Below are 23,528 nucleotides of genomic sequence, written 5' to 3'. Positions count from 1 at the left end.
GATTCAATCGCCTCAATCTAAATACGTACTTTGAGTGAGGAGCCAAGCTCAACTCACTCGCGCAACGGGTGTTATTTCACAGAACCTGCCAACAAACCGCGCACTAAATAGCGCTGTAAGCTGAAGAAGACACACAAAGGAACAATAATGGTAATAAACGCCGACGCCGTCAGAATCTCCCAATTACCACCTCGAGACCCTAGTAGCTCTCGCAGCTGACCGGTTAAGACCAAATGCTCTTCATTATTTCCCAAGAAAACCATGGCGATTAGCAAGTCGTTCCATACCCAAAGAAATTGAAAAATGGCAAACGAGGCCAACGCAGGAAATGACAAGGGCAAAATGATTTTGCGGAAAATATCGAAGTCTGACGCCCCATCCACACGAGCTGACTCGATGATTTCACTCGGCAGTCCGGCGATATAGTTACGTAATAAATAAATCGCTAAAGGCAGACCAAATCCCGTATGCGCCAGCCAAATCCCTACATAGGTTTTTGAACCAACACCAAAGAATTCACCAATCAAATTGTAGCTTTTTAACAAAGGAATCAACGACATTTGCAGTGGCACTACCAACAAGCCCACTACTGCAGCGACCAATAACGCTCGGCCTGGAAAACGCATCCAAGCCAATGCATACGCAGCAAACGCCGCCACTAAAATAGGAATAATCGTCGCAGGAATCGTCACCGTTAAGGAGTTTAGGAACGATTGGCCTAAACCTTCAGCACTCAACACCTCACGATAGTTGTCCAAGGTAAAACGCGGAGGCACTTCTGCCGTATAAAAAATTCGTTGTCCTCGAGATCCCTTCCATTGCGCAGGGGAAGCAAGAGCGTAGTCACCATTCGCCATCACTTGTAATGTCTGACCATTCCTCATTTCAGCCAAGGTTCCCGCGGCAAATGCTTCAGGATCTAATGAGCTAAAACCAAACTGCGTGATAACTGCAGATGAGTTCGTCAACAAATTACCGCGAATAACGAACTGATCACCCTCTTGGGTTTGAGTTTTCGGACCATTCGCACGGTCAACAATACGCTGTTCAGAAGTCGATAGTGCCGTCCACCAGCCAGACACAGACAACTGGTCTTTGTCACGGATAGAGGAAACAAATAACCCTGCTGTTGGGATAGTCCAAATCACCACCAAAAACAACACAGTGGCGTGTACCAAGTAAGTCAACGGGGAACGTTTCGATGATGCAATCATATTAACGCCCCTCCATTTCTGCGTTCGCACGCTTAATATTCCAAATCATAATAGGGATAACCAACACCATAATCACAATAGCAACCACAGCGCCACGACCAAAATCGCCGCCACCACGGAACATCCAATCAAACATTTGATTCGCTAAGACTTGCGTATCCCATTGACCATTTGTCATCGCCAGCACGATATCAAACACCTTAAGAACCAAAATGGTGATCGTCGTCCAAACAACAGCAATGGTTCCCCAAATTTGCGGCACCATAATTTTAAAGAAAATCTGTACGCCGTTAGCACCATCTAATACCGCTGCCTCAATGGTCTCATCGGGGATTCCGCGTAGCGCAGCAGACAAAATAACCATCGCAAAACCGGTTTGAATCCAAATTAGGATGATCATCAAAAAGAAGTTGTTCCAGAAAGGAATCGTGATCCAATTTTGTGGCTCACCACCAAAGAACACCACAACGGCATTGAGCAAACCAATTTGAGCATCACCGCCACTGCGAAAATCGTAGATGAATTTCCAAATAACCGATGCACCGATAAACGAAATAGCCATCGGCATAAAAATCAGACTTTTCGCAATATTTCCCCACCAGATACGGTCTGTCATGGTGGCGATAACCAAACCAAAAAACGTCGCTGCTGTGGGCACAACAATTAGCCACAACATGTTGTTACGGAAGGATTCAAAAAACTCATCACTGCCAAATAGCCACACGTAGTTTGAAATACCAACAAACTCGTCGCCGCTACGGTCAAAGAAAGACAAGCGAATGGAGTCGATAACGGGATAAAATAGGTAAAACGTCAGCAACAATACCGCTGGGCCTAAAAACAGCCAAGGACGAATGGTATTGGAAATACGCAGATTTCGAGCGACTTTTTGAGCAGGTCCACTTTTTGTCGGAAACACTTTATCCAATAGGATATTAGAACCGTAAAAATACACAGCACATCCCAGTACACCCAAAAGCATGGTCACTAACGCGGAAGCGAGCTGAGCCATATAAACTCCAAAATACTTAGAACAAACAGATCACCCAAGGGCCATCTGGTAATGTGAACAACAAATAATAAAGCCTCTAAACGATCACTCGTTTAGAGGCTTTTAGCTAGCTTATTTCAACGCATCCCATGTTTTTTGAATATCATTAGCAACTTCTTTTGCGTCTTTACCGCCAGTGTAATCCACCATTCCAGTCCAGAAAGAGCCTGCACCGATTTTACCCGGCATCAAGTCAGACGCATCAAAGCGGAACGTGGTTGCATAACGCAGGATCTCACCTTGCTTCTTCGCTGTTTCACTCGCATAGGTTTCAGGATTGGCTTTCAAATGAGCCGAAATAAAACCTGTTTGCGCCATCCACAATTCATGAGCGATTGGAGAACGAATGAAGTCAATAAAAGCTCGCGCGCCTTTTGAATCATTCGTAATACTTACCAAAGTACCCGCACCCAAAACTGGATTACCGAGGTCTTTAGACTCATACGATGGGAAATAGAAGAAGTCAGCGTCTAAACCAAGCTCAGTACCTTCTGGGAAAAACGCCGGAATGAAAGACGCTTGACGATGCAAGTAACATTTAGGAGGCGATTGGAATAAGCCTTTAGGGCTGTCACGGAAGTCAGTAGAAGATACCGCGCCAGCTCCGCCATCCACAAAGTCATCATTACGAGCGAACCAACCAAACTCCTCAATCGCACCAACAACACGAGGGTCATCAAACTTAATTTCGTTGGTTACCCATTTGTCATAAACAGAGGCAGGTTGTGTACGCAACATTAAGTCTTCTACCCAGTCTGTTGCAGGCCAACCTGTTGCAGCACCAGAACCCAGTCCGATACACCAAGGAGTGCCGCCATCAGCAACAATCTGTTCAGTAAGTGACTTTAGGTCTTCCATAGTTTCAGGCACATCATAGCCAGCATCTTGGAAGTTATCTGGCGAGTACCAAACCAAAGACTTCAAATCAGCACGGTAAAAAACACCGAAGAACTCTTTATTACCCTTTTGATTTTTAAAGCTCGCTAAGTCCACCCAAGACTGCCCCGCAGCATAATCGTTCACTACAGCATTTTTTACGGTATCGCTAAGTGGCGCTATAAAGCCTTTCGCAGCTAAATCTGCCGCTAGGCCTGGCTGAGGGAAAACAGAAATATTAGGTGCACTGCCCGCTTGGGCATCAATCACAATTTGTTGCTCAAAGGAATCTGAGCCCGCGTAATTTACTTTAGCGCCAGTGGCTTGTTCAAAATACGCAACAACACGTTCAAAGTTACCTTTCTCGTCACCCATCCAAGGGCCAAATACAGAAATGGTTTCACCAGACAACTTGGTAGACTTCAACGCATCATAGCTGCTCCAGCTAAAGCGAGAGTCCTCACCAGGTGTAAACATAAGATCAGCTGCATGCACAGCATTTGCGGAAAGCGTCAGGGCTACCGCCGCAGACAATAGAGACTTTTTCATCATAGCTCCTTACGGCACACTGGGAATCCTCCCCTAGTACGCCTTTGTTTTTATTATCGTAGGTCGAAACACACTAAACATGTCTTCTATAAGGATTAAGAAGGAATTTGATTATTAACAAACAAAACCCGCGCTTCAAGCACTTAGCATCCTTAATATTGACTTAATTAATTACTAAATTTAGTTGGATATTATGAAAATGCGAATCTAATCTATTCGCACCAACCTGTATAAAAAACAAACAATATAGGGTTTTCTCTCTGAATTCAGCAAGTTATTGCTCATTTATCGAACATTTCATACGTGCTTCATTCTCAATTCTTGCTAAATTTGAGATCAGGATTTAGGCATAAAAAAGCGCAGACAAACTGCGCTTCATAGGTAACAAAACAATTTTATCGTCTTCTTAACCGTTTAACTAAACGATGAGCCAATGACCTAGATCAATGTCGGTTAAACTAGAACTTCGCCAATTGCGTTTCAGCTTCTGCCACAGTGGGTAAAGAAGGATACGCGCCTAATTTGGTCACAGAGTCCGCACCGCAAGCCGCAGCAAAGCGGACAATGGCGATAAGCTGCTGCTGCGATAGCTCTGCCAATGCCGCACGATCTCCACCTTGCTCAGCCAGCTTATAAAGTAAACCTCCAACAAAGGCATCTCCCGCAGCAGTGGTGTCTTTTACCTCGACTTTCGGCGTAATCACTTCACTAACACCATGTGCCTGTGTGTAGAAGCGGATTGGATTGCCGCCATCGGTTAACACAAACAAGGTAACACCCGCTGCCAGTGATTGCTCGATCAAAGCAAACGGGTCTTCCGCAAGCACGGCCAGTTCTTCAAGGCTAGCTTTCACCACATCGCCACTTTGCATCCAATCAATCACGCGCTTGGTATCGACTTGCCCATTGGGCCAAAGGTTCACACGTAAATTAACATCAATGCTGACAATCCAATTGGCAGAACGCGCCATGCCGACACCCACCAAGGTGGCTTTAGTAATATCTGCATCGGTTAATGTATTGGAACAAGTATGAAAAACGCCTTTGCCCCCCGCAAACCAAGCCGCATCAAAATCCTTCTCGCGAAACAAAATATCAGCGGAAGGGCTTCGGTAGAATTCAAAGCTACGCTCACCTGTTTGGTCCAGACTCACAAAGGCCAGCGCTGTTTTGGCTTCTTTGGTCATCAGCATATTGCTGGTATTTACCCCATAATCATCAAGGGATGCTTTCAAGAAATGACCAAACGCATCATCACCAACTTGACCTACAAAGTGACTATTGCCACCTAAGCGAGCCACAGCAACAGCAACGTTCGCTGGAGCACCGCCAGGAAACTTCGTAAAAGATTCAAGCTCTCCGGCTTTGGTTGCTCCATTTGAAAGAAAGTCGATTAAGGCTTCACCGAATGCCATCACTTTTGTTGTCATTATTGTGTTCTCTTTTAAATACGTGGGTAAAAATAAGGATAGTTGAAAAATTATGCAGGTGGAAAAGCCTTAAATCAATTTAATTTATTTAATTGACGAAACGTCGCCACGTCATTTGAACAATTGGTTCACTCTCACTTTCTTGCTAGACTCGAAACTTAACAGACGGTTTTACACAAAATGAAACCTGTTCGCAGGTCTCTATAAACACTTCCACCGAGCAAAAGAATGACCAACGCAAAATGTATCTATGTTGTAGACGATGACGACGAGATCCGCACCCTGCTCAAAACATATTTAGAAAAGCACCAATTTAACGTACTTACCGCCGACTCCGGCGAAGCGTTCTTGGCTAATTTTCGCGCAGAGCAAGACATAGACCTTGTCATATTAGACATCATGCTTCCAGGGCAAGATGGCTTTGCTGTATGTCGTTCTTTGCGCGCTCTTTCACAAGTTCCTGTGATCATGCTGACCGCCAACTCTGATGAAATGGATCGTATTATTGGCCTAGAAATTGGCGCCGATGATTACTTAGCAAAACCTTTTAATCCCCGCGAATTACTGGCGCGCATTAAAGCGATTTTGCGTCGTATGGAACACACCGAAGTCGTTGAAATAACGCCCGTAAGCCACCGTTTTTATCGGTTCGCTCAGTTCTCCTTGGATACCTTGTCACGGGAACTGCACTTTGATGATAAGAAAGAATCCTTATCTGGCGCCGATTATAATTTGCTCATGTTGTTTTTGACTCACCCGGGAGCGGTACTCACTCGCGAGCTGATTGCTGAAAATACCCGCGGACGCGACAGCGCGCCATTGGATCGCTTTATTGATGTCCATGTCAGCCGCTTACGCCAACGCTTGCATGAAGACGCGCGTCAGCCCCAACTAATAAAAACTATCCGTGGTCAAGGCTACATCCTAACCGCCAACGTCGAAGTTCTCAGTGATGTCCAATAACAACGCTGAAAGCACAAGCTCACGCATTAAGCGCTGGTCACAATCACTAACAGGACAAATCTTGATTATTATGGCGCTAGGAGTTGCTAGCGCTCAGTTCATCAGCTCAACAATATGGCTACGCCAACTCGAATCTGACACCGAACAAAACGTCCGTGAAGTATCTAAGCACATGGCCTTTCGTATTGCCGCGACTGTCAGTTACTTCAAATCCTTACCAACCAATTATCGCCACATTGTCATTGACCAGTTACAAGACATGGGGGGCACACGTTTCTTTGTTACCCTCAACAAAGAAGAAATCCTCATCAACAACATTCCCGACTCACCTCTCAAAAATATTGTGAAAAACGAGGTGCAATCGACACTGGTGAAGCAATTAGGTATCCGTAATGCTCATATTGCCTTTTCCAGCCCGAGCGATTTACATGTCATCAATAACCACACTCGCCTCGTGGATTTACCAGAGCGATGGGGACACCATAGTTTATTAGTAAAACCTCTTACTCCACCGATTATTGTCATTCAAATCCCTATCAACGACAAAGACTGGCTGTATTTAGCGAGTCTTATGCCAGACCCGTATTTTCTAGAGGGCAACTCGGCACTCACTGGCGACCGCTTATTTTCCATGGCGATGTCGGTCATCACCGTACTCTTGCTGAGCATTGTTATTCTGCGCCGTGTCACTCGTCCGCTGGCGACCTTGGCTCGAGCAGCAGAACGCTTTGGACAAGGCGACTGGAAACCGATAAAGGAAGTGGGCAGTGTCGAAGTTCGTAACACTGCCAAAGCCTTTAATGATATGCAGCGTCGTATCCAGCGTTATTTAAATGACCGAGAAAGGTTATTTGCGTCTATATCACATGATTTAAAAACCCCAATCACTCGCCTACGATTGCGTGCAGAAATGCTCGACGAAGACGATACGCGCGACGCTATGATTCGCGATTTAGAAGACCTAGACATGTTGGTGAAAGGCGCACTACAAAGTGTGAAAGAAACCGATATCCATGAAAATCGTATCGAGGTAAATATCTCCCGCATGTTACGAGACATGCAAACTGCAGCCAATTTACACGATGTGAAACTCACCGTTGTTGGTGAACTGGAGCACCCATTTATAGGTAAACCTCTCGCAATCAAACGCTGTTTGGGGAACCTAGTTGATAACGCACTGTATTACGGAAAAACCGCCATTGTGTACATTGAAGATGATGAAGACGAAGTCTGTATTCGTATTTGTGACCAAGGTCCAGGCATTCCAATAGATAAAATTGACAAAGTCTTTCAACCCTATACTCGTCTTACTCCAGATCACTCCGGTCACCCAGGTGGAATGGGATTGGGGCTGAGTATTGCACGAAATATTGCCCGCGCTCATGGCGGTGAAGTAACATTGAACAATAATATACAACAAGGACTTGAAGCCAAGCTTTGGCTACCAAGACACTGATTTCACGGACTTTTGTGCAAAAAAATAGCAATAAAGTCGGCAATAAAAAGCAACCTTGCAAGACTTTGTTACAATAGGTTGCTCTACTTTACCCCCCCTTGTCAGATCCTTTGCTAAATTCTGTAACTCGAACACTCGCTTAAGCTGGTCTTCAGACAGCGAGGTCGATACAAAAATAACGCAATATCAAAACACTAGATGATTTTGATTAGACGCAATAACAATAACAAAGGTTACTATCATGAAAAAAATTGCTTTCGGTTTAACCACAGTTGCACTTTCTCTAGCCGCGGCTACTGCTCAGGCTGGTGAGGTAGAAGTTCTACATTGGTGGACATCAGGTGGCGAAGCCGCTGCGATCAATGTACTTAAAGAAGAAATGGTAGACGCTGGCCACACTTGGAAAGACTTCGCAGTCGCAGGTGGCGGTGGTGAATCTGCTATGACCGTTCTAAAATCTCGTGCCATTTCTGGCAACCCACCTTCCGCTGCTCAAATTAAAGGCCCAACCATTCAAGAATGGGGTGATCTTGGTTTCCTAACAAACCTTGACGATGTGGCAGAAGCAGGCGAATGGGACGTTATCCTTCCTCAAGTCGTTAGCGATACAATGAAATACGACGGTAATTACGTTGCAGCACCAGTAAACGTTCACCGCGTAAACTGGATGTGGGCAAACCCAGAAGTATTCCGTAAATCTGGCGCATCTATCCCTACAACATGGGAACAGTTCATCGTAGAAGCGAAAAAAATCAAAGCAGCGGGTTTCACGCCACTTGCACATGGTGGTCAGAACTGGCAAGACGCGACTTTGTTCGAAGCAATTGCTTTGGCAAAAGGCGCGAAATTCTACAACAGCGCCTTCATCGGTTTGTCTGACAAAACGCTACGTAGCCAAGACATGATCGACGTGTTTGATACTTTCAAGCAAATGCGTGAGTTCGTTGACCCAGGTTTTTCTGGTCGCGATTGGAACGTTGCTACTTCTATGGTTATCAATGGCGATGCAGCAATGCAAATCATGGGTGACTGGGCGAAAGGCGAGTTCACTGCAGCGGGCAAAAAAGCGGGTATCGATTACGTTTGTTACCCAGCACCAGGCACAAGCGGCTCTTTTACTTTCAACATAGACTCTCTTGCTATGTTTAAAGTAGACGGCAAAGAAAAACAAGCAGCTCAAAAAGACCTTGCTCGTTTGATTCTTGAGCCTAAATTCCAAGAAACATTCAACTTGAATAAGGGTTCTATCCCTGTTCGTTTGAACATGCCACGTGAAAAATTTGATACCTGTGCACACGCATCTATGGATGCTTTCCTAGCAAGCTCTACTACTGGCAACCTAGTGCCAAGTATGGCTCACGGTATGGCTGCAAACTCTATGGTTCAAGGCGCTATCTTTGACGTTGTGACTAACTTCTTCAACGATGAGTCTATGACATCTAAAGAAGCTGTAGACAAGCTAGCACGTGCAGTAAAAGCAAGTATGTAAGATCACGTTTGCAAACATCGTTTGTAGATAAGCATACGAGGCTGGTCCTCTGACCAGCCTCTTCTTAATATTTCTTAGAGAATGCCAGAAACAACACGAGTAAAGATGAATTAGGTTTAATACCACTCCATCAAGCGCAGTCGTTTTATCGCACTCTCTTCTATAGTGAAGCATCAAATATGAACACTAAAGCCGCCAATACTGGGTCAGGGCCGACTCAGTCAGGACGTCCTGCGCGCCTCAGCCTGGCAGATTGGATGCCTAAAATCGTCATGGCGCCAACGGTAATTGTTACCTTGGTGTGCATTTACGGCTACATGATTTGGACAGCCGTTCTCTCTTTCACTGGTTCTCGTATGTTGCCGTCGTACAATTTTGTCGGCTTTGACCAATACGAGCGCCTATTCAACAACGACCGCTGGATGGTAGCCCTATCCAACCTTGGGATCTTCGGTGGTTTGTTTATTGCTATCTGTTTGTTCCTTGGCGTGACTTTAGCCATTTTCTTGGATCAAAAGATTCGTGCCGAAGGCGCGATCCGTACTATTTATCTTTATCCGATGGCGATTTCTTTCATCGTCACAGGTACCGCTTGGAAATGGTTACTTAACCCAACCAACGGTCTAGAAAAAATGATGATCGACTTTGGTTTTGAAAACTTCAAATTCGATTGGTTGATTAATCCAGACATGGTTATTTACTGTTTGGTTATCGCGGCCGTTTGGCAAGCCTCTGGCTTCGTCATGGCGTTGTTCCTAGCCGGACTTCGTGGCGTAGATGGTGATCTTATTAAAGCCGCACACCTTGATGGCGCAAGCACATTTACGACTTACCGTCGTATTATTTTGCCATCACTTAAACCTGTCTTCTTCAGTGCCTTGGTCGTTCTATCGCACATTGCGATTAAGAGTTTCGACTTGGTGGCGGCGTTAACCAATGGTGGACCAGGTTACGCATCCGATCTGCCTGCTAACTTCATGTACACCTACACCTTTACCCGTAGCCAAATCGGCTTAGGTTCGGCGTCTGCTATGGTGATGCTAGGTTGTGTCTTGGCGATTTTGGTTCCTTATTTGTATTCTGAGTTGCGAGGTAAACGCCATGAGTAATAAAGCTGTTGGCCGTAAAACATCTGGCCTAGACAAAGCATTACGCGTTGCCTTGTACACGGTATTAATCGTCGTAGCTGCGTTTTACTTGATGCCTTTTATCGTCATGTTATTAACCTCACTTAAAGACGTTGAAGAGATTCGAACTGGAACACTGCTGTCTTTGCCTGCTTCCTTGAATTTCGATTCTTGGTCAAAAGCTTGGTCAAGTGCCTGTACTGGCGGTAGCTGTGGCGGTATCTCGCCTTACTTCATGAACTCGTTTCAAATCGTCTTGCCAGCCGTAGCTATCTCAACTTTGGTTGGTGCACTAAACGGTTACGTTATTTCCCTATGGAAATTCCGTGGTAGCGATTTCTTCTTTGCCGCCATGTTGGTTGGTTGTTTCATTCCATTCCAAGTTATTTTGTTGCCAATGGCACAAACGCTAGGCTGGTTGGGAATTGCTAATACCACATCGGGGTTAGTCTTCGTACATGTGGTTTACGGTATCGCTTTTACAACCTTGTTCTTCCGTAACTTTTATCAGTCAATTCCAGGTGAATTGGTAAAAGCGGCTCGCCTTGATGGTGCTGGCTTTTTTACTATTTTCTATCGCATTATTTTGCCAGTCTCTACGCCGATTATCGTCGTAACCGTCATTTGGCAGTTTACGCAAATTTGGAATGACTTCTTATTTGGTGTGGCTTTTTCTGGTTTTGATACTCAGCCAGTAACAGTGGCCTTGAACAATTTGGTAAACACCAGCTTCGGTGGTAAGGAATACAACGTCGATATGGCCGCCGCTATTATCGCAGCCCTACCAACACTGGCTGTTTACGTGTTCGCAGGAAAATACTTCGTCCGTGGCTTAACGGCTGGTGCTGTAAAAGGCTAACAGTGGTTTAGCAACCTAGCGAACAACGATAAAGACAAAATGCACTCGTGCCTTCTATCTAACACAGCACGAGTGACCTAAAAAATTCGGAGTAATAACATGGCAAACCTAGTCATTGATAATGTAAAAAAGCGCTACGGCGAGACTGAAATCTTAAAAGGCATCAATATTTCCATCAAAACGGGTGAATTCCTGATTTTGGTTGGGCCATCTGGTTGTGGTAAATCCACCCTGATGAACTCGATTGCAGGCCTTGAAGACGTTAGCGAAGGTCGTATTCTGATCGCTGATAAAGACGTGACTTATACCAGCCCAAAAGATCGTGATATCGCGATGGTGTTCCAGTCTTACGCCCTGTACCCAAACATGACGGTAGAGCAAAACATCTCTTTCGGTTTGGAAATGCGCAAAGTACCAAAAGAAGAGCGTGATGTGGAAGTACAACGCGTTGCGGAATTGCTGCAAATCAGTCACCTACTTGACCGTAAACCAGCACAATTATCTGGTGGTCAGCGTCAGCGTGTTGCTATGGGTCGTGCCTTAGCGCGTCGTCCTCAGCTTTACTTGTTTGATGAGCCATTGTCTAACCTTGACGCCAAACTGCGCGTAGAGATGCGCACAGAGATCAAGAAGCTACATAAAAAGCTAGGCACAACCATCGTTTATGTAACACACGATCAGATAGAAGCCATGACATTGGCCGATCGCATCGCAGTAATGAAGGACGGACAAGTTCAACAGCTTGGTACGCCACAAGAAATCTATGACAACCCAGCGAACTTGTTTGTTGCGGGCTTCATGGGTTCTCCTGCAATGAACTTCATTCCTGCGAATGTCGTTGAACAAGATGGCACACCAATGTTGGAACTGGCCACCAGCACAACCGTAGCGCTGCCATTCCCGAAACCAGAATCACTAAAAGATTACGTTGGTAAAACCGTGTTGCTTGGCTTGCGCCCAGAAATGATCACTGAACCGCAGCCACACAAAGAAGGCCAGCCATTTGTCACGACCACAGACATAGAAGTGGAAGTAACAGAACCTATGGGTGCCGATACGATGATTTTGACTCGTGTTAACGATGCTGAAATCAACTGTCGTTCTAACCCTATGTACCCAGCCGCTGCAGGTTCAGTTATCAAAATGATGTTTGATACCTCTAAAGCGGTTGTTTTTGATCAAGAGTCTGGCAAACGTCTTGATGTCTGATAGTAGTTATTTATAACGTTTTAGCTTTTATAAGCGAGCCTGTGAAAGAGTGAACCTCTATCACAGGCTTTTTTTTACCTGAAAAGCGTAAGATATTGCACAAATGGTCAAAATTACTGCACAGTCTCTCGAACTTGTCACAAATATGAGATACATTTTCAGAACTGCAATCAAAGAAGTCACTCCAAAGCGACATTTGATTACTCAGAATCGAAGAACGGCCGACTAATATCATGTAAGGAACGAATCCATGAAATTTACCAAGCGTTTGATCACGAATCTTGCCATTACAGGCGTTGCTCTCTCTGTAACGGCCTGTTCAATGATGGGACCTCAAAAGCCAGATTGGCAAGCGGACAAAGAATATCGGGTCACCATTTTGCACACCAATGACCATCACGGTCGTTTCTGGCAAAACAGTAAGGGCGAATACGGTATGGCCGCTCGCAAGACCTTGATCGACAACATTCGTGAAGAAGTATCATTAGACGATGGCAATTCCCTTTTGCTATCGGGTGGTGACATCAACACAGGCGTTCCAGAGTCTGATCTACAAGACGCAGAGCCAGATTTTCGTGGCATGAAGATGCTAAAATACGATGCAATGGCACTGGGTAACCACGAATTCGACAACCCGCTTTCTGTACTGAAGAAACAACAAGAATGGGCAGGTTTCCCTTTCCTTTCTGCGAACATTTTAGACGCGCAAACGGGCAAGCCTTTGTTTGACGCTTACAAAATTTTCCAAGTAGATGATCTTAAAATCGCGGTTGTCGGCTTCACCACAGACGATACCGCTAAACTGGGTAACCCTGAATTCCTAGGTGGCATCAAGATTGAATCGCCTATCACGGTTGCGAAAAAACTGATTCCTGAGCTACGCAAGAAAGCTGATCTAGTGGTTGCTGTAACTCACATGGGCCACTACAAAGATGGCAACTACGGTGGCAATGCGCCAGGTGATGTAACGCTAGCTCGCACCGTTCCTGGTATTGATGTTATCGTTGGTGGTCATTCTCAAAACCCTCTGACTCAACCTGACGAGCAGAACGGCACACTAATTCTACAAGCCCACGAATGGGGTAAATACGTTGGCCGCCTCGACTTTGTCTACAAAAATGGCGCCATTGTGTGGTCTGAATACGAACTCATTCCGGTTAACCTGAAGAAAAAAGTCACCAATGCCGATGGTAAATCTGAGCGAGTTTTCATCCAAGAAGAAATCGCCCAAGACCCAACCATGCTGGAAATGCTAACGCCTTTCCAAGAAAAAGGTCAGAAAGAGTTGAATGTCGAAATTGGCTTCTCAAATGCTGACTTTGTTGGCGAGCGCAGCATTGTCCGCAGCCAAGAAACCAATTTAGGCAACCTAATTGCCTTCGCGATGAAGCAAAAAGTAAACGCAGACATTGGCGTCATGAACTCTGGCGGCATTCGTGACAACCTAGAAAAAGGGATAGTCACCTATAAGAGCGTGTTGAAAGTTCAGCCTTTCGGCAACATGGTGTCTTATGTTGATTTCACAGCGGACGAGCTAACCGATTACCTTTCTGCTTTGGCTGCGAAGCAGGCAGGCACAGGGGCGTTTGCTCAGTTCAGCGGTGTGTCTTTGACATTAAAAGATGACAAAGCGAGCAACATCATGGTCAACGGTAAAGCATTAGAAGCTGGGGAAACCTACCGTATTGCGATGAATAACTATTCTGCATCAGGCGGTGATGGCTACCCTAAAATCGTTGATCACCCAAACTACGTTAACTCAGGTTATGTAGATGCCGATGTTTTGGTGGAATATATTAGTAATAACTACCCGCTTGATGGCGCGAAGTTTGCGCCAACAGGTGCGGTGAAGCGTTAATCAAAAAACAGCATAATAGCTACAAAAAAGCCCCAATAGATGTATATGCGTCTATTGGGGCTTTATTATTAACAGCCTTAAAAAGCAGCTTAGCAACAGGATTACTCTTTTTTATAGGACAAGGACCAAGTTAAAGGTGTTGGTAGCTTTTCGGATTCTAGCTTAACCGTAAACAGCAATTCATTATCGCCTACTTGCTTCCAAGTATTGGTGCGTTTACCGCGTTCTGATTCCAATACCAACACAACGGCATCAGTTGTACGCTGATAAGTACCCGATATATCAATCCCTTCTTCGTCTTGCTTAAACACATCGCCTTGAGCGGCAAGAGGCATTGAATCCACCTCGGCACTGTCACATTGCCATTGGAACTGCTCGGTTTGCCAACCTAGCGTCCACTGCTGGCAAATCTGTGTTTGTTTTTTCAATACCGGTCGCGCCAACGCACGAATAAAGAAATTCATCTCCTGCGCCACGTTTTCAACCGCTTCGTCTAGCTTATCTTGCGTGCTTCCCGCATCTTGCAAAAGCCACTTGCCTGCTAAGTCGTCATTTGACGCTTGCGCTCCTGTGCTTAGCGCCATAACCGCGACGATACCAGCACAAACACGAACACCACCAATCAGTTTGTTCACCTTGCTTCTCCTTATTTTTATTGTGAACAGATAATGGCAAAGAACTCAGCTATTGTAAGGCGCAAAAACGCGCACAATGACTGACATTTAGCGCCAAAAACATAAGAAGACTCGACGCTATGTGCTAAACATTTTCTGCTTGTAACGGAAAAACCACCGCACTACGAAGATATTCAGTGGCGAGGTCCTCTTTTACTGGCATCGAAAAATAGTAACCTTGGTAAGTTGTGCAGCCGATGTCGCTCAAGATTTCTTTTTCAATAACTCTCTCCACCCCTTCTGCTAAAACAGACAAGTTCATATGCGCCGCCATTGAAACGATAGTATTAATAATCACATGACTCTTAGGATCACAGGAAAGGTCTCGAACAAAAGATTGATCCACCTTTAACTGGTTAATCGGGAAATGCTGAAGATAACGTAACGATGAATAACCAGTACCAAAATCATCAATAGAAAAACGCACTCCCTGCTCTTTAAGGCGCCACATTTTCTCTGCAACAGAGGAGATGTTTTCGACCAACATACCTTCGGTAATTTCTAGATCCAGCAAACCAGAGTCAATGTCAGCATTCTCTATGACGCCTTGAACTGTCTCTACAAAGTTCTCTTTGGAAAATTGATGAGGGCTGATATTAACCGCTACGCCCTTAAATTCTGCCGGTAAGCCCATGGTTTGCCATATTTTCAATTGTTGGCAAACGGTTTCAAGGACCCAATTACCAATATCGTATATTAGGCCGATTTCCTCAGCGACAGGAATAAAGCGATTTGGCGGAACCAAACCCAATTCCTTGTTAAACCAACGTAACAGCGCCTCAAAGCCGATCAATTGGCCGTATTCATTCACCTGAGGTTGGTACACCAAGTAAAATTCATCATTGCTAATCGCACTGTGTAGCGCCTTTTCAAGTAACGCGCGCTCGGTGACTTGCTGCTGCATACCTTGCCGATAAAAACGGAAGGCATTGCGACCACTCTCTTTTGCTTCATACATAGCGGTATCGGCATAACGCAAGATTTGTGCGCCATTTGCATCATCCTGTGGAAACAAGCTAATACCAATACTCGCAGAGATAAATAAATCCGTCTGCTCCAAACAAAATGATTGAGACAACTGCAGCAATAATGTCTCTGCAAGCACAGTCACTCTATTTTGTGCTCTTTCAAAATCATCAGCGAGCACTGGAACCATCACAACGAACTCATCACCGCCCATTCGAACGGCAATATCTGCGTCGGATAAGCAAGATAAAATACGCTTCGACGCTTCAATCAAAAGCGCATCGCCAATATGGTGGCCCATGGAATCATTGACGTTTTTAAAGCGGTCTAAATCAATAAACAACAGACCACCAATGTGACCCTCGCTCTGTGCCATGGCGATTACTTTCTCGATATTTTGATTTAAAAAACGTCGATTAGGTAAGTTGGTTAATGCATCGTAATACGCTAAAAACTGAACTTGCTCTTGGTCTAATCTACGCTGTGTGATATCACGAAAAGACGCCAGAAAATGCGCATCGTGGTCCAAAACGATAATATTTCCACACACTTCGACAGGGAAATCGACACCATTACTACGACGGTAATTAGTCTCATAAACTTGAGCCTCTCCATGAGGCCTTTCGGCCCACTCTTTCAATCGCTCTGCAGTATGGTCAAAATCGATATGTTGAATTTTTAACGTCAATAATGTGGCTTTGTCATACGCCAATAATCGACAGGCTTCACCGTTGCAATCGAGAATTTGCCCTTTTAAGTTGGTCAGTAGCATACACTCACTGGACTGATGCAGTACCGCCCTGAAGTAGGCTTCACTTTTGGCCAACTCTGTTTCGACCTTCTTGCGTTTATGCCAGAGCGCCGTGATCGTTCGCGCTAAAATACCCAATTCATCTTCACGAGCCGTCTGAGTAAAACGCAGCTGTGCAGGGCCGTTATCCTCTTTCTCTAGCATGCCTAACTGCTCAATAAGTCGAGAAAGTGGATGAGAGATCTGCACGTAGAACAACATAAACATAGCCGCACCAAGCAGCAATGCCGAGATTAGTGACGTCGCAAGTAAACGAAAGTTACGGCACAAGAAGCCATTCGTTACGGCACCGCTATCGATCGAGACAACAACAGCCCCCACAGACAAATGAGCATGGCGCATTAACGTCAGCCGGAAGTCCTGTGGTAGACCACTAAAAACTTTTCCAGATAAGCCCCGTAAAAACATAGGTTGTAAGGGACGATATGCACTTGCCAGCTCGTAGCCCAAATCATCTTCCAAACGCGCTTTATAAAAACTGTCCGAACGCATCAACCCAGTAAGTACTTTTTTGGCCAAGTCCTCATCCAATGAATACGCCGCTTCCGTCGCCGCATTCTCGGCGATGTACAATGTCGACATAACTTGGGATTGAATGGTGGCTTTCTCGTCTTGCCAATCCACAAAAATTTGCAGAGAGCTCATCGACAAGCTGAGCAATAAAATCAGCATCAATGCCCATTTGGCTTGTTTATAAGAAAGACGCTTGCGAAGTGGTAACATAATTCCTCATGCTGTGCGCTAATGTGATAGAAACGGAAGACCATATCTTTCGAATATCGCGTCCCTCTCTCCACTTTCATTCAATTCTTTTAACCCTTTATTCAAAAGGTCGCGCCATTGTTCAGCGTTCGGGTACTTCTTACTAAAACAACCGGCATAATGGTCAAGGCCTAACCCTGAAACGTCATAAAAACTGAGCTGGTCAATGACTCCCATACGCCTTGCTGCAAAAATAGCGCTATCGCGCTCCGTCATAAAAATATCGTGGTTGCGGCGTAACACAAGGTTAATGCCTTGGTCTAACCCAGAAGCCGAGTAGTACGGAATATTGGCCCCTTTCAAAATATCAGTCTGAGACCAACCATTTACTGCAGCCACGCTGTATTGATTTAGCAAAGACAAAGTTGGTACTTCATCATCTAGAAACGCGCGACGAGTAACAAACGCATTAGCAGAATCACTCAGCGGTGCTGAAAACAACGCAAAGGTTTCACGTACTGGAAGCCGTCGACAAGACACTGCACCCAGTATCAGCCCCTCTTCAACGTCACGCATAATACGCTTCCAAGGCGTTAGTTCGACTCGTACTAGCACACCTTGTGTTGCATAAGCCGCACGTAATATATCCACATCAAACCCGTATACAGCGTCTTCATCCAACCCTTCCGGTGGAGGAATAATGTTAGGGTCAATAATATGAGGCGGTAAGTGAATTGTGTGTAAAACAATTTCTTCGCCATAAATAGGCGCAGTAGACATTAATAGGTAGCCTAGAAGACAAGAAATAAAAAAATGATTGGCTCCTTTCATATAACGCTATTCTCCGCTCTATTCAGGGGAATTAGACTAAAACATCACCTATTTACCATTGTACAAATATGCAGCAGAATTGAGAGTGACTCAAGCTTTAAACGCCCTTATGACGGCTGCTTTGCAAATCGTTACAAACCAAAAAACTCACCATATTGCGATATAACAGGCAAAAAAAATCTAGCCGAAGCTAGATTTTAAAAATTCTCAATTAGAAGACGAAACCATCTATCGCCTCCTATTAATCATTCAGATAACTTTTATTTGTCGAACAAGGCCGCGCGCTGCGCTTCCATGATTTCATTAATTCCTTTGCGCGCCACAGCCAACATGCCCATCATCTGCTCATCACTAAAGGCTTCACCTTCGGCAGTGCCTTGGATCTCAATGAAACCGCCTTTGTCGTTCATGATAACGTTCATGTCTGTTTCAGCGTTTGAATCTTCTGGGTAGTCCAAATCCAACACAGGCACGCCTTTATAAACGCCCACAGAAATCGCTGCAATTTGCGATACGATCGGATTCGCTTTGATTTTTTTGTTCTCAACCAAGACACGCATCGCGTCCGCTAACGCAACAAAACCACCAGTGATAGACGCGGTACGAGTGCCGCCGTCGGCTTGAATCACATCACAGTCAATCGTAATCGTGTTCTCGCCCAATTTTTTAAGATCCACCGCGGCACGCAAAGAACGGCCAATCAAACGCTGAATTTCAACCGTACGGCCAGTCTGCTTACCACGGGCGGCTTCGCGATCCACTCGACTGTGTGTAGAACGGGGCAACATACCGTATTCCGCTGTGATCCAACCTTGGCCCTTGCCTTTCAAAAAACGCGGCACGCCATGAACCACAGTCGCAGTACAAATAACTTTCGTGTCGCCACATTCGATCAGCACCGAGCCTTCGGCATGTTTGGTAAAATTACGTGTGATTTTCAGGGGACGTAATTGATCAGCTTCTCTTCCGCTTGGACGCATACTTGCTCTCTCTATCGATAAACATCATAAAGGCGCAATTATAACGAACCCACATAAAATTGCGCCCCCAGCGACAGGAAAACATGACATTGAGCACACCTGTCGAACACAGTCTGGTTAGGCTACAATGTCGCCTCTATTTTTAACAAAGTACTGGCAAGCACAGTAATCGTGCAAAGGTCTCTCTATTTATTTTTTACTTAGGTACTCAACATGACAGCAAGCATGACAGCCTTCTCACGCCAAGAAGCCGTATACGATTGGGGAACCATCAGCTGGGAAGTTCGCTCAGTGAATCAGCGCTACCTAGAGCCTAGCTTTCGTCTACCAGAAAACTTCCGCGAGCTTGAGTTTGCTTTTCGTGACGTGCTGCGTAAAAAAATCAACCGCGGCAAACTAGAATGCCAACTGCGCTTCCAAGGCGTAGACAAAGCCGCTACCAATCTGACAATCAACCCAAATAACGCCCAAGCGTTGGCAAACGCCATAGAAACGCTTGGCACATGGTTCAAAGATCTGGACCCTGCCAATCCTCTCGACATCCTGAAATGGCCTGGCATCCTGAGCGAAGAAGGCAGTGACTTTGAGATCATCAAAAAAGCGGTCGTGGAACTCTTTAACACAAGCGTCGATGAACTGATCCAAGTTCGCCTACGTGAAGGCGCGCAACTCAAAGACATTATCGAACAACGTCTTGATGCCATAGACGCCATCGTTGTAGAAGTGCAAGCCAAACTGCCAGAGATCATCGCGGCGCAAAAGCAAAACTTACTGGATAAACTCGAAGCTGCCAAAGTCGACCTCGACCCAATGCGCGTCGAAGCGGAAATCGTCCTACTGGCGCAAAAAGCCGACGTGGCCGAAGAACTGGATCGCCTAGCGACCCACACCAAAGAAGTCCGCCGCCAGCTACAACAAAAAGGCCCCATCGGCCGCCGACTCGACTTCCTAATGCAAGAACTCAACCGCGAAGCCAACACCCTTTCGTCAAAATCCATCGTAGTGGAAACCACCCAAAGCGCCGTGGAATTGAAGGTGTTGATTGAGCAAATGAGGGAACAGATACAGAATATTGAGTAATGTATACCAGCATCGGTATTGCTCTTTTTATTGCATCAAAGAGCATTCATGCTAGAATTTATTCCACGACTCAGCCTTGTACGCAGCGATTCAGTTACGCTGGCAGTTAAGGCGAAAAAACCGGCTTCGGCCGGTTTTTTCATATCTAAGGAGCAAGAAAGAACGGGGTTCTTCAATGATGGGTATCCCTCTTGGACAACTTAGTTGCTAACCACTGTAGTGATCTAACATAATCTACCCCACCGCCAGTTTTGCGGCCTGTTGCCACATGAAGTGCGGCATGGGTGTTTTCAGTTGCCATGTAATGCTCATCGGTTGTGAACCGGTGTGAGACACGTATTCCACTTCCCCGTAGCTCACGAAACCCATGGTGCGGCCGTATTCGTCTTTGCTTTGCTCTCGCACAAATAGGAATAAGCGCTTACCTATCTCACGATGCTGGATGTATTCCAAACCACGCCCACGATCCGGCCTTGCGCTGTTTTGCGATTGCCAATGAAATAGCGACTCGTTGATGGCGTAGTCATGGTACATAGTAGTTGGTGAGAACAGCTTTTCATTTTTATCGAGCGTGACAAACATTAGCTCTATATTTTGATCCTGAATAACAAACACACCTTCTCGTGCAGGCGGTTGACGTTCAAACGTGGTGGCTCCAAATGCCGCTAATATCTGCTCGCGGGCGTAGCGAGCATGGACTTTAAGCGGCACCTCTGGCAGCTCGTTCATATCTACCAATTCATGCTTGATACGTGCCAGCTGCCAGCGAATCACATCGGCCAGCTCCTCCGTTACGCCAAGGTGACTGAGCTGTTTGATGCTCTGTGCTAAAGATGCAAAGCCAGCATTCGGGCCCGGCTTTTGCCAGAAGTCATAATGGCACATCACCGTACGACGATCGTCAGCACTGATGCCGCTGAAGTCAGACTGACAAAGCAATGCAAGAAAGTTTAAATAACCATTATCGTCACAGGTCAGAATGCGATTATGAATTGCTTTACGCACTATTTTAAAGGCTTCACCGATCCGCGAGCCCTCGTTAATTTCATCTTTGGATTTCGCTACCAGCTCAGCCCAGCTGCCACGTTTATACAGCTCATTTAAATCAATGTGCGGATGCTGAGCAATAAAGTTCGCTAGTGTCAGAGGTTGTGTGGAATGCTGTGGAAATTGGCGAATCATGTCCGCCAGACGGCTTTTAGTAAGTGTTGCTAGTCGGATGTTACTCAAGACCAGCTCTTGGGTGCGTTTCGTCAGCTCAATTCGGCACCCTAACGGCGCATGAGGGAAGCCTTGTTTGATTTCATCAATGATCGCTTTTGGACTTCTACCGATTAACGCTCTGAATTTATTGGCAAAATCGTACTCTGGTCGTGAGTTTCCAACGAAGTCTAGTACCGTACAGCATCCCTTTCCTTCAGCTAGGCGCAAACCACGGCCAAGCTGTTGTAAGAAAATGGTGAGACTTTCCGTTGGCCGTAAAAACAGCAAGGTATCGACTTCTGGAATATCGACCCCTTCATTGAAAATATCCACGACACACAACACATTGATTTGTCCGCTACGAATCGCCTGCTGCTTCTGTTGACGCTCATCGCTGTTATCACTGGTCAGCACATCCGCCTTAATACCTTTAAGCACAAATTGGCTCGCCATATACTTTGCATGCTCACGGCTAACACAGAATGCCAATGCCTTCATTTGGCTAATATCGGTAACGATCTCCTGCAAACTCAGCAGTATTTTGTCAAAACGAGCTTGGTTGTGAGTATAAAGATTGGTGAGCTGCGCAATATCGTAACGGCCACGGTTCCATGGAATCGACCGTAAATCCGTATCGTCATCAACACCAAAATACTGGAACGGTGATAAATGGCGCTGGTTAATGGCTTCCGGTAAACGTAACTCAGCAGCAATCACACCACCAAAGTCGGCCAAAATATCACCGCCATCATGACGCTCCGGTGTCGCTGTTAAGCCCAACAATAAACTCGGCTGAAAATAGTCCAACACAGCACGATAGCTATTCGCTTTAATATGATGCACTTCATCAATCACGATGTAATCGTAAAAGTCTGAAGTAAGCTTGAGCTGATCCAATTGGTTATTGAGCGTCTGAATCGAAACAAATAACTGACGATAATGCGCTGGCGAATGGCCGCCAACCCAAAGCTCACCAAAGGCACCATCGCGTAATACACCACGGTATGCCGCACGAGCCTGCTTTAAAATTTCTTCTCGGTGCGCCACAAATAAGAAGGTCGCATTTGGTTTTTGCTTCACAAAACGAGCAAAATCAAACGCAGAAATCAGTGTCTTTCCTGTACCTGTGGCGGCCACAACAAGATTGCGAAAGCGTTGGTGAATTTCTCGTTCTACGGTCAACTGTTCCAAAATCTCACTTTGATGCGCAAACGGCGTGACATCAAAAAAGTGAGTCGTGCTTTGTTCATCGCCACCACGCTGTTGTCGCAAGGCTCGATTGAGCTTTTCTGTGCTGCTTGTATCGCCATTAAATAACTCAAACTCATTGGAAGCCCAATAGGTCTCAAATGTGCTCAACGACTTGTCGATGATATGAGGGATTTCTTGTGACGTTATTTTTAGATTCCATTCCAAGCCATTGGTCAGGGCGGAATGGGATAAGTTAGAAGAGCCAATGTAGCCCGTGTGAAAGCCGGTATTGCGAAGAAACAAATAGCTTTTAGCATGGAGACGTTCGCGTTCGGTGTTGTAGCTCAGTTTTACTTCGGTGTTGGGTAAACTCGCCAAATACTCCACCGCTTTCGCATCGGTCGCGCCCATGTAGGACGTTGTAATAATCTTTAGCTCTCGACCGCTGGCGGTGAATTCTTCAAGCTCTTTGCGGAAGATTCGAATCCCCGCCCACTTGATAAAGGATACCAACCAATAGATCTTATCCGCAGACAAGATCTCTCGCTTCAATTCGGATTCAAGGGATAACCCCGCATTGCTGCCACAAAACAGTTCGCTTTGCGTCAGTCCCGTCAGTGGAAATACATCTTCCACATATTGCTTAAGGTTGGCTGCGACAGGGTTTTCCAGCTCATATAAGGCAGTCAGAATTTTGCCTTGGCTATCAATAAGGTTTTCTTCGATTAAGCCATCTTCCTGCAAACGCTCTTTCAACCAAAGCAGCAATTCATTGGACAACTCTATTTGCTGCTGTAATTGTTGGTCCCCCTTAGGAATAGAGCCAATAGCGTAATCAAGAATGTTGCCCAAAAAGCGAGATAACCAAACTGACGCCTCTGCTGCTGTCAATTCGCGTTCACCTACATAGAAACGCTCGCGATCGAGACGCTTTTCTACTAGCTGAGTAATCAGCTGCTCATATATGCCAGACTGTTGCATAAACTCCCTTTTGTACGATTTCAGCATA

Annotated in this window: 17 protein-coding genes; 8 read left to right on the top strand and 9 right to left on the bottom strand. The window is 45.5% G+C overall.

Annotation, left to right across the window (positions count from 1 at the left end; genetic code table 11):
* Positions 1-71: 71 nt before the first annotated feature.
* From DFP77_RS06285 to DFP77_RS06270, 4 genes are all read right to left on the bottom strand, one after another.
* Entirely contained in the window at positions 72-1,214 is a 1,143-nt protein-coding gene (locus DFP77_RS06285) for a carbohydrate ABC transporter permease (RefSeq protein ID WP_114411425.1), read from the bottom strand.
* Position 1,215: 1 nt separating this feature from the next.
* Positions 1,216-2,226, bottom strand: coding sequence for a carbohydrate ABC transporter permease (locus tag DFP77_RS06280; RefSeq protein ID WP_114411424.1), 1,011 nt, complete (start codon positions 2,224-2,226; stop codon positions 1,216-1,218).
* A 111-nt stretch (positions 2,227-2,337) separates the two neighbouring features.
* Positions 2,338-3,690, bottom strand: a complete 1,353-nt coding sequence (locus DFP77_RS06275) for an ABC transporter substrate-binding protein (RefSeq protein WP_114411423.1) — start codon at positions 3,688-3,690, stop codon at positions 2,338-2,340.
* 458 nt (positions 3,691-4,148) lie between these two features.
* Entirely contained in the window at positions 4,149-5,120 is a 972-nt protein-coding gene (locus tag DFP77_RS06270; protein WP_114411422.1) for a carbohydrate kinase family protein, read from the bottom strand.
* Positions 5,121-5,348: 228 nt separating this feature from the next.
* Between DFP77_RS06270 and DFP77_RS06265 the strand changes: the two genes are divergently transcribed.
* The 7 genes from DFP77_RS06265 to ushA all read left to right on the top strand — a co-directional run bounded on the left by DFP77_RS06265 (position 5,349) and on the right by ushA (position 14,081).
* Positions 5,349-6,083 (top strand): response regulator, encoded by a 735-nt coding sequence (locus DFP77_RS06265; RefSeq protein WP_114411421.1) that lies wholly within the window; start codon positions 5,349-5,351, stop codon positions 6,081-6,083.
* On the top strand, positions 6,073-7,539 hold the full coding sequence (locus DFP77_RS06260) for an ATP-binding protein (protein ID WP_114411420.1): 1,467 nt from the start codon (positions 6,073-6,075) through the stop codon (positions 7,537-7,539). Before DFP77_RS06265 ends, DFP77_RS06260 begins: the two co-directional genes overlap by 11 nt.
* Before the next feature lie 241 nt (positions 7,540-7,780).
* Complete coding sequence (locus tag DFP77_RS06255; RefSeq protein ID WP_114411419.1) at positions 7,781-9,028, top strand: ABC transporter substrate-binding protein; 1,248 nt, start codon at positions 7,781-7,783, stop codon at positions 9,026-9,028.
* A gap of 179 nt (positions 9,029-9,207) precedes the next feature.
* Positions 9,208-10,137, top strand: coding sequence for a carbohydrate ABC transporter permease (locus DFP77_RS06250; protein ID WP_181858502.1), 930 nt, complete (start codon positions 9,208-9,210; stop codon positions 10,135-10,137).
* Positions 10,130-11,014, top strand: coding sequence for a carbohydrate ABC transporter permease (locus tag DFP77_RS06245; RefSeq protein WP_114411418.1), 885 nt, complete (start codon positions 10,130-10,132; stop codon positions 11,012-11,014). The genes DFP77_RS06250 and DFP77_RS06245 overlap by 8 nt, the downstream gene beginning before the upstream one ends.
* A gap of 99 nt (positions 11,015-11,113) precedes the next feature.
* Positions 11,114-12,223 (top strand): ABC transporter ATP-binding protein, encoded by a 1,110-nt coding sequence (locus DFP77_RS06240; protein WP_114411417.1) that lies wholly within the window; start codon positions 11,114-11,116, stop codon positions 12,221-12,223.
* 250 nt (positions 12,224-12,473) lie between these two features.
* A complete protein-coding gene (ushA, locus tag DFP77_RS06235) occupies positions 12,474-14,081 on the top strand; it encodes a bifunctional UDP-sugar hydrolase/5'-nucleotidase UshA (protein WP_114411416.1) in 1,608 nt (535 codons plus the stop codon).
* A 101-nt stretch (positions 14,082-14,182) separates the two neighbouring features.
* Here the strand turns inward: ushA and DFP77_RS06230 are convergent, their stop codons facing one another.
* The 4 genes from DFP77_RS06230 to rph form a co-directional block, all read right to left on the bottom strand.
* Positions 14,183-14,716: a hypothetical protein gene (locus DFP77_RS06230; RefSeq protein WP_258861081.1), complete on the bottom strand. Its 534-nt coding sequence runs from the start codon at positions 14,714-14,716 to the stop codon at positions 14,183-14,185.
* A 124-nt stretch (positions 14,717-14,840) separates the two neighbouring features.
* Entirely contained in the window at positions 14,841-17,255 is a 2,415-nt protein-coding gene (locus DFP77_RS06225) for a putative bifunctional diguanylate cyclase/phosphodiesterase (RefSeq protein ID WP_114411415.1), read from the bottom strand.
* A gap of 18 nt (positions 17,256-17,273) precedes the next feature.
* Positions 17,274-18,014, bottom strand: a complete 741-nt coding sequence (locus DFP77_RS06220; RefSeq protein WP_181858501.1) for a substrate-binding periplasmic protein — start codon at positions 18,012-18,014, stop codon at positions 17,274-17,276.
* 311 nt (positions 18,015-18,325) lie between these two features.
* The gene (gene rph / locus DFP77_RS06215; protein WP_114411413.1) at positions 18,326-19,045 is read right to left on the bottom strand and encodes a ribonuclease PH; all 720 of its coding nucleotides are present in this window, start codon (positions 19,043-19,045) and stop codon (positions 18,326-18,328) included.
* 213 nt (positions 19,046-19,258) lie between these two features.
* Between rph and DFP77_RS06210 the strand changes: the two genes are divergently transcribed.
* Positions 19,259-20,125, top strand: coding sequence for a YicC/YloC family endoribonuclease (locus tag DFP77_RS06210; protein WP_114411412.1), 867 nt, complete (start codon positions 19,259-19,261; stop codon positions 20,123-20,125).
* Positions 20,126-20,359: 234 nt separating this feature from the next.
* On the opposite strand, the gene DFP77_RS06205 is transcribed toward DFP77_RS06210, so the two are convergent.
* Positions 20,360-23,500, bottom strand: coding sequence for a DEAD/DEAH box helicase (locus DFP77_RS06205; RefSeq protein ID WP_114411411.1), 3,141 nt, complete (start codon positions 23,498-23,500; stop codon positions 20,360-20,362).
* Positions 23,501-23,528: the final 28 nt, after the last annotated feature.

Source organism: Marinomonas foliarum, from assembly GCF_003337275.1.
Classification (GTDB): domain Bacteria; phylum Pseudomonadota; class Gammaproteobacteria; order Pseudomonadales; family Marinomonadaceae; genus Marinomonas; species Marinomonas foliarum.
The sequence above is the reverse complement of the archived record's forward strand: the minus strand, read 5'-3'. Positions and strand labels throughout refer to the sequence as shown.